Source organism: Ectothiorhodospira magna (genome assembly GCF_900110965.1).
GTDB classification, from domain to species: Bacteria; Pseudomonadota; Gammaproteobacteria; order Ectothiorhodospirales; family Ectothiorhodospiraceae; genus Ectothiorhodospira; species Ectothiorhodospira magna.
Window position 1 is genome coordinate 1 of the sequence record NZ_FOFO01000043.1, and the last position, 7388, is coordinate 7388.

Annotated in this window: 7 protein-coding genes, 1 tRNA gene and 1 pseudogene; 1 reads left to right on the forward strand and 8 read right to left on the reverse strand. The window is 62.9% G+C overall.

All coding sequences use genetic code 11. The features are described 5' to 3' along the window. Window positions 1-191: 191 nt before the first annotated feature. Entirely contained in the window at window positions 192-1190 is a 999-nt protein-coding gene (locus BMX62_RS12235; protein WP_143339806.1) for a biotin--[acetyl-CoA-carboxylase] ligase, read from the reverse strand. 56 nt (window positions 1191-1246) lie between these two features. On the opposite strand from BMX62_RS12235, the gene BMX62_RS12240 reads away from it, so the two are divergent. After that, window positions 1247-1903 carry a transglycosylase SLT domain-containing protein gene (locus BMX62_RS12240; RefSeq protein ID WP_090209533.1) on the forward strand — a complete coding sequence of 219 codons (657 nt, stop codon included), beginning with the start codon at window positions 1247-1249 and terminating at the stop codon, window positions 1901-1903. Here BMX62_RS12240 and pgeF read toward each other — a convergent pair. From pgeF to BMX62_RS12275, 7 genes and pseudogenes are all read right to left on the reverse strand, one after another. Next, complete coding sequence (pgeF, locus tag BMX62_RS12245) at window positions 1830-2630, reverse strand: peptidoglycan editing factor PgeF (RefSeq protein WP_090209536.1); 801 nt, start codon at window positions 2628-2630, stop codon at window positions 1830-1832. The genes BMX62_RS12240 and pgeF overlap by 74 nt on opposite strands. Before the next feature lie 56 nt (window positions 2631-2686). Continuing rightward, window positions 2687-2762, reverse strand: a tRNA-Phe gene (locus BMX62_RS12250). A 108-nt stretch (window positions 2763-2870) separates the two neighbouring features. Next, entirely contained in the window at window positions 2871-3143 is a 273-nt protein-coding gene (locus tag BMX62_RS13180) for an oxidative damage protection protein (protein WP_090209539.1), read from the reverse strand. Between the two features lie 27 nt (window positions 3144-3170). Further along, window positions 3171-4211, reverse strand: a pseudogene (gene mutY, locus BMX62_RS12260) (A/G-specific adenine glycosylase); the annotation flags it as partial. Continuing rightward, window positions 4208-6403, reverse strand: a complete 2196-nt coding sequence (locus tag BMX62_RS12265) for an AsmA family protein (RefSeq protein WP_238375991.1) — start codon at window positions 6401-6403, stop codon at window positions 4208-4210. The gene BMX62_RS12265 and the pseudogene mutY, both read right to left, overlap by 4 nt. 106 nt (window positions 6404-6509) lie before the next feature. Further along, entirely contained in the window at window positions 6510-6728 is a 219-nt protein-coding gene (locus BMX62_RS12270; RefSeq protein ID WP_090209549.1) for a DUF2835 domain-containing protein, read from the reverse strand. A 43-nt stretch (window positions 6729-6771) separates the two neighbouring features. Then, window positions 6772-7299, reverse strand: a complete 528-nt coding sequence (locus tag BMX62_RS12275) for a DUF2939 domain-containing protein (protein WP_090209541.1) — start codon at window positions 7297-7299, stop codon at window positions 6772-6774. Window positions 7300-7388 lie beyond the last annotated feature (89 nt).

Genomic DNA, 7388 nt, shown 5'->3' on the forward strand with positions numbered 1-7388 from the left:
GTCTGCAACCGGCTCCCGCCTTGCGGCGACTGGAACCTTCGGCGCTTTACCTTTCGCCAGCATGATCCCAGCCTTCCAGAGCGGCGGACTGAGGAAGCATCCGCCGGTGGGTCTTGACGACCTGTTGCAAACGTAGCGGACTTTCACCGCTCTCCCTGGTCAACCTGGCTTGCTCTCACAAGCCCCCGACTTCAGTCGGGGGTAGTTGACAACAGCAAACGTAAGGTGACTTCCCCTGCCTCCACCATCACCGGGCCGGTGGTCGTGAGCACCCGCAACCGTCCCTGTTCGTCCACGCCGCCACCTTCACCGGTCAGGGTATGTGCCCCTTGGTGGACCACCACCGGCTGACCGGCGCAGGCATCATGGGCTTGCCACTGACTCTGGTAGGCGGCAAATCCGGGATCAGGGTAGCTGTCTGGCAATTGAGCCAGGGCATCCAGCAAGGCTGCCGCCAGCATGTTGCAAGACAGGGCGGGATCAATGCCCGCCTCCCGCAAATCCCCATGGGGTTGATCAATAGACAATGGTCCGGGCAAATGCCGGTTCAGTCCCAGTCCCAGAATCAGATAAGCGCCGGTCCCAGCCCGGACTTGACCTTCCACCAGAATCCCCCCCAACTTACGGCCATGCACCAGAATATCATTGGGCCATTTCAGACTCAGGCCCCGTGCGCCCAGGCCGGTCAGTGCCTGAATCACCACCGCCCCGGCAGCCAGGGTTATGGTGGGGTCCAGGGCGGGCCAGTGGCGAATGTCCCAGCCTATGGACAGGGGCAACCCCGCCCCTAGGGGCATCAGCCAGGGACGGCCCCGGCGGCCCCGGCCTGCCCATTGAATGTCCGCGACACAGGCCATGGGCACGGGGCTGGCCTGCTGTCTGGCCAGCCAGGCATTGGTGGAATCGACCTGTTCCAGCACCTGCAACCTCAAGGGCGGGCCGGTTCGGGCCGCTGTAATTCGCTCTGCGTCCAGCAGTTCCAGGGGATCGCGCAGTCCCACCTGGGTGCCCTCTTCCCGCAGCGCCAGCCCCAGGGCTGAAAGTGCCTCCAGCCCCGCCACCACCTGATGCCCGGATACCCCCAGATGCTGGGCCAGGGCATTGGGGGACCACATAGCCTGCCGGGCCAGCGCCCTGAGCAGGCCAGCGGGAAAATCCTGTGGAAATACGCTGGATGATGTGGCAGACATAGGTGGTATCGATAAAAGCCTATCCATTATGATCCGTCCAGGGAGGTTCAAACACAATGCGTCATGTCCTCTGGCCATCGGGTCGACGGATCATAGGGATACTGTCCGGGCTTGTCCTGTGCCTGCCCGTAGCCCAGGGTTCGGAGATCTACATTTACCGGGATCGGGACGGCGTGACCCTGTTCACTGATCGGCGGGACATGGGGCCGGACTATACCTTCATTCGCCGCAACGGTCGTCCCACCGCAAGTCAGGTCTGTCAGGGCCTCACCCGCGCCGCCATGGACCAGCGGGCCATGACCTATATGCCCGTCATTCGCCACCATGCCAATCACCACGGTGTCGATGAGGCAATGATCAAGGCCATTATCATGGTGGAATCCTGCTTTGATCCCCAGGCTGTTTCCCGGGTCGGGGCTGAAGGGTTGATGCAGTTGATGCCGGGGACTGCCCGTGAACTGGGGGTGGAGAACGCCTTTGATCCTGCCGAAAATATCCGGGGCGGAGTCACGTATTTTGCCCGGATGCTGGAGCGGTTTGACCATGACCTGACTCTGGCTCTGGCCGCCTACAATGCCGGCCCTGGGGCGGTGGAACGCCACGGCGGGGTGCCCCCGTTCAGGGAAACCCAGCAGTACATCAGTCGGGTGATGGCCCAGTACCGCGTCTTGCGTCCCGAGGCGGGGATATCCCTGACCCAGCCAACCAGATAAGGCTGGCCATGCGCCCGCAGCGGCCATCCCGGCGGTAGGAGTAAAACCGGTGGCGGTCCCTGAAGGTGCAGGCGGGTTCTGCCGTGATCCTGGCCACGCCACAGGCTGTCAGCCGGTGCCGGGCCAGTTGCTGTAAATCTGCCAGCCAGCGTCCTGTCGGCGAGGGGACAAAAGCCTGCCGGGTAGCCGGGGCCTGCTGCAAAAAGGTCTGGCGCACCTCATCCCCCACTTCAAAGGCATCGGCGCCGATGCAGGGGCCAAGCCAGGCCAGTAGTTCACCGGGAGGGCAGTCCAGGGCCTGCACCGTGGCTTCCAGTACGCCGTTGGCCAATCCCCGCCAACCGGCATGGGCCGCCCCCACCCGGCTGCCTGCCGAATCACAGAACAGCACGGGTAAACAATCTGCGGTCATCACCACGCAGGCCGGCCCTGGTGCGAAAGCCACCACGGCATCTGCCGCCGGCGGGGTTTGATACTGACCGGCTTCCACCACATGAATGCCATGTTTCTGCTCAAGCCAGCAGGGATCCTGGGGCAATGCCAGATGATGACGCAACAGGTGGCGATTATGGTGCACCGCTTCAGGGTCGTCGCCGGTATGCAGGCCCAGATTGAGGCTGTGGAAGGGAGAGGCGCTGATGCCACCGTGTCGGGTGGTGGATACGGCACAGACCCCTGTGGGGGCCGGCCAGGCCGGATAGATCAATTCGGGGGCAGTGGGATCCATGGCCTCTTTCCAGACACCACAAGGCCCGGACGAGCCGGGCCTTGTGGTGTGATATCTGGTGGCCAGGGACGGAATCGAACCGCCGACACGGGGATTTTCAGTCCCCTGCTCTACCAACTGAGCTACCTGGCCTTGCTGTCAACAGATGCTGCCAATCACTGATGTGCAGCGAAGTTGCGTATTAAATCGGTAACGGGAGCTTTCGTCAAGCCCCCCGGAACCATTTAGAGAAATTTTTTGCTATTGATTGGGGTCTACATAACCTTCCGGCATGGTGGCGCCACCGCTGAAGAAGAATTTTTCCATTTCCTCCTCCAGAAACTTGCGGGCCTTGGGGTCGATGGGCGTCAGCCGGTACTCGTTGATCAGCATGGTCTGATGCCGGACCCACTTCTGCCATGCCTCCTTGGAGACGTTGTCGTAGATTCTCTTGCCCAGGTCGCCGGGATAGGGGGCAAAATCCAGCCCTTCGGCCTCATTACCCAGATAAACGCAATTGACCATGCGTGCCATTGAATTGATCTCTCCGTCTTTGTGCAGAATATGATCCAGAAGCCGGGTCACCGGGGCGGCAAGCCCCAGTGCCGAACGCGCCTGAGGGTTATACCAGACCCGACCGGGCGCTTCCATCACGGTGGTTATCGGGTTTTTCACCCATACCTGTACCGGGGTAATGTGTAGCCGAAAATGGGTGAAAACATGCACAAAAGACGCCAATGTGTGGATGTCATCGGGGGGTATGCCCAGATGATGGACACACCAGGGGGGAGCCGCCTGGATTGATGATACCTCGGGAAAGCCCCATAGCCCGCCCCATAGTCCCGTGGCTGGACGCTGCTCCAGTAACACCCCTTCCGGGCCGCAAATGATGAGCATGACCGTATTGCGCAGGGGCTGCGCCCGCCGGGGTCGGGGGGTGGGCAGGAGAGACTGGCGACCGGTGGCCAGGGCCACGCAGTCCGTGGCCACGGGACAGGCGTCACAGACCGGGCGGCGGCGGATACAGACGGTGGCCCCCAGATCCATGATGGCCTGGGTATAGTCCGCCACCCGGACGGTGGGTGTCATGGCCTCTGCCAGCGTCCAGAGCTGACGGGAAACCCCGGTGGTGCCGGGCCATCCTGATACACCGCGATGACGGGCCAGCACCCGCTTGACGTTGCCGTCTAAAATGGCCTGCCGTTGACCGCAGGCAATGGCAAGGATGGCCGCCGCCGTTGAACGGCCAATACCGGGCAGGGCCTCCAGCCCTTCGGGGGTATCCGGGAAGCGGCCCTGATGGTGGTTCATCACCTGCTGGGCCGCCTGATGCAGGTGGCGGGCGCGGGCGTAATAGCCCAGACCGGACCAGTGATGCAGCACTTCATCAATGGGGGCCTGTGCCAATGTGGTCACATCGGGAAAGCGGGCCATGAACCGCTGATAGTAGGGAATCACCGTGGTCACCTGGGTCTGCTGCAGCATGATCTCCGAAACCCAGACTCGATAGGGGGTGATCCCCTGCTGCCAGGGCAGATCATGGCGGCCATGGTGGTCAAACCATGTCAGCAACCGGGTGGCGAACGTCTGCGCCTGGCTCAACGGAGTCGCTCCAGCAGTCGATCCCCCAACTGATCCCGGATACGGTCCGCTTCCTGCTGCACCCGGTCACGCTGTTGCTCGATCAGTGGCTGCACCTTTTCCTCCACCCGTTCCTGCACCTGTCGCTCCAGGCGTTCCCGCTCTTGCTCCAGGCGGCCACCGAGTACGGAAGCCAGGTCCAGACCAAAGCGGGGTTCACTGAAAGTGCCGCGGATGGTGATGGGCAGATTCACATTGCGCAGGTCATCCAGGGGACGCCCCCCCTGCCCTTCCAGGGTGGCCACCAGACTGGTATCCAGCCGGTAGTCCAGACGCTCCCGGTTCAGGTCCACGGTGCCCCGTCCCCGGACCCGCAACAGCGGCGAGGCCGCCTGCAGATCCTGATTGTCCACCACCCCGCTGCTGATCCGAAAACTGCCGGTGAGTTCGGTGAAATCGGTTTGCACCGGCGCGGTGGCCGGCTCGACGGCGCGCCCCCGCAGCCGGGCTTCCGCGTCACGGATGATCTGGGCCAGATTGATCCCCTTGACCGTACCGTCGGCAAAACGCAGATTGCCGTTGCCGTTGAGTCCGGCGATCAGGGTCTTGACCGAATCCCCCCGGCTGGTGAGGTCAACATTCAGGTTGGCGGTGCCGGTGATCAGGGGGGGCTGGCCAGTGAGGTCTTCAAGCAGATGTCCCATGCGGACGCCCTGCAGGTGGCTGCGGGTCTGGAACCGGGGGATATCCTGTCGGGCATCTAGTCCCAGGGTGCCTTCCACCCCACCGCCGTAGAGTGCGGCGCGAAAGGGACGCAATGTGACCTGACCCTCCTGGGCCTGCAGGGTCAAGACCACATCGGCCAGGTTCAGATTGGCAACCACCAGCTGATCGATGTTGATCTGGCCGTTGAGGTTCAGCGACCGCAACAGTTCCAGCGGCAATGCCATGGTGTCCTCCGGCCAGCCGTCACGGGGAGGCGGCCCCTGACCCGTATCCGGCGGCGGGGTATCGTCAGCGGGGGGCAGGTAATGGTCCAGATGGATATGATCCACCTGCAGGGCCAGGGTGATGGCCGGGGCGGCCAGATGATTCACGGCAACATTCCCCGTCAGGGTGGTTTCATCCAGGGTCACCACGAGCCGGCTCAGATCCAGCCGATCGCCCTGCAGGGTAAAGGTCAGATCCAGGGCGGCAGTATTGAGCACATCGGGATTGGCGGTTTCCGGGGCTGTCAGACCCAGGGTGTGCATCAGATTGCGGGGATGGATGGCGCCGCTGCGCAGGGTGCCGTGTACACGTGGCTCCCCGGTCAATGACGCCACTTCCAGCATTCCAGTGAGCCGGGTGTCGAAGGCGGTCAGGGTCAATCGCTCCAGTCTGGCCCTGTCGTTACCCAGATCCGCCCATAGATCCCCTTCCAGACGGGCCTTGACGGGGGCGGGCAGGGTCTCCCCCTGGGCATCCAGCGTCGCCGTCAGCCGCCGCAGGCCATAGCGCTGCTGGGCCATATCCAGATGGAGCAAGGCCGACAGACGGGTGGCCGCCGTCAGGTCCGGTTCTCCCAGTTGGGTCTGGAAGGCCAGCTCCACCGGGGTTTCATCACCCGGACGCAGGCGCCCCAGGGTCAGATTGAAGGCATCCACCACCAGATCGGTTCCAGCCTGGGCATCGCGCCAGTGGACCCGGGCATCGCGGATCTCGATACCAGCAATGTCCAGATCACGCACCCTGGCGGGAATGACCTGGGTATCCTCCCCTGGGGGGGATGCCGGTGGTGCCTCCCCTGGCCGGTGTCGGGTATCCCCGTTTCCCAGCAGATCATCCCAGTTGCTACGCCCCTGGGCATCCCGTGCCAGATTCAGGTCCAGCCCCTCCAGACGCACCCGTTCCACCTGGAGTTCACCTCGCAGCAGGGGCAACAGGGCCACGGCCACATCCACCTCGCGGATACGGGCGAAATATGGATCGGGGAAGCCGTCCCCATTGGCCAGAGTGGTTTCCCCCAGAGTCAGGGCCAGACGGGGAAAGACAGACAGGCCAATGTCGCCGCTGATGGTGAGTGCCCGACCGGTGTGAGCCTGAGCAGCGGCGCTGATGCGGTCCTTGTGGGCGTTGGGGTCAAAGGTGGCCAGCAGGAAGATCACCAGAGCCACGAACAGCACCAGCAGCACCACCACGGCCATCAGGGTACGTTTGATCCATTTCATCATGTCCCGCGAGAAACCCCGTCCTTCAGGGCGGGGAGGGATAGCGCATCGTGCGTAGCACGATCACGGTCCCTGGCTCGCGTCCTCCTGTGTCGGTTTGGGTTGAAGGTTAGAGTCGCTCCAGTGACAACAGCTTGAACTGGCTATTCACCGTGAGTCGAAAACGCCCCCGGACCCCGTCGTGCAGCACGAACGGGCGCAGGGCAGAGGCAGGAAAACGTACCGTTCGCCCCTCCTGGGACATGACCACCACCGTCGAGGCGGCGCCGTTGTAATAGCGCAGGTACTCATCGCGGGAAATACCAAGACTGAAGTGAAAATATTGCACGCTCAAGGGCTTCTCGCGCATTGACGGTGGGGCATAGGCCAGCCTATTCGGACCAGGGGAACCGCAAGGCGGCCAGTTTCCAGGAAAAGGCGCCCTGGCGTACCAGTATCAGGTCCATTTGCTGCAGGGGATCACGGTCACTCTCCAGGGTGACCACGAAACGGTGCAGGCCCGAATATCCCATGCGCACCTGGGTTTCTCCCTGGGCAGTAAAGCCCATGGTGCGGCCATCGGGTTCGGGGACATGGCCCTCCATGATGGTGGCCACTCCGGTGGGAGACACCACGGCATCGACCAGGGGCTTGAGCAGAGCGCCTGCGACGGCCACTCCCAGATTGCCAAACGGATTGTCCCGACGAAATTCAGCCAGTTCCCTGGCCAGCATCTGGTTAAGACTTTGGCGCACGTCTTCCCGCAGCGCCGGAAAATCCACATATCGGGCCAACCGGTCCGGGTCATTGGCTTCCACAGCCGCCTGCATCTGGGAGACGGTGTAATAGGGCGCGTAGAAATACCCGCCTGCAAGGGCCAGCAGACCCGCAAGGATCAAGGGTTTGATGATGACTTTCATCGTTTTGCGCGAGAAACCCCGTCCTTCAGGGCGGGGAGGGATAGCGCATCGTGCGTAGCACGATCACGCGGCCCTGGTCGCGTCCTCCT